Origin of the sequence: Orrella sp. 11846, assembly GCF_048820935.1 — a bacterium.
Lineage (GTDB): Bacteria > Pseudomonadota > Gammaproteobacteria > Burkholderiales > Burkholderiaceae_B > Algicoccus.
Map to the genome: position 1 here is coordinate 1 of NZ_JBMERD010000057.1, position 507 is coordinate 507.

At 47.5% G+C, this 507-nt stretch carries 1 pseudogene; it reads right to left on the minus strand.

The window, feature by feature from the left end:
- Positions 1-351, minus strand: a pseudogene (locus ACOI06_RS14595) (IS1634 family transposase); the annotation flags it as partial.
- Positions 352-507 lie beyond the last annotated feature (156 nt).

A 507-nucleotide genomic window follows, 5' to 3' on the forward strand; every position in this document is an offset into this window, starting at 1 on the left:
GCGCAACAAGGCTTCGAGGTCAATTCGATGACGTGTCTTGAGTTTTAAGAGCTGTTTTAAGCGGTCAAAGCCGAGCTGCTTCCAAATCACTGTGAGCGCCCAGACATCGCCAAGAGCGCGGGCAGATTCGAACTGAGCCGTGGACAGCAAACGAGCTTCACTGCCTTCGCCAGTCTGCTGTCCTGATGCTTGCAACAAAGCAGCAAGAATTGAATTGGCCTGACTGGTGCTGTCATCGAGGCGCCCCAGGTTCGCAATGATGCGCTGACGTGATCGGCCCTCGCTATCGCGATAGGACTCGGCCAGTTGGATGTAGCGTCTGTCGCCAGATTTTGTGACTTTGATATACATGCAACCATTTTAACATAAAAACATAAAATGCCAACACTTTAAGAATAATAAATGCCAGCACACTAAAATACTTAGGAATAATTAGAAATGTTTGATTTGCAAAGAAAAATAGGCGTAAAAAAACCGCCCTTAGGCGGCAAAGTGTCGAACTTCGGG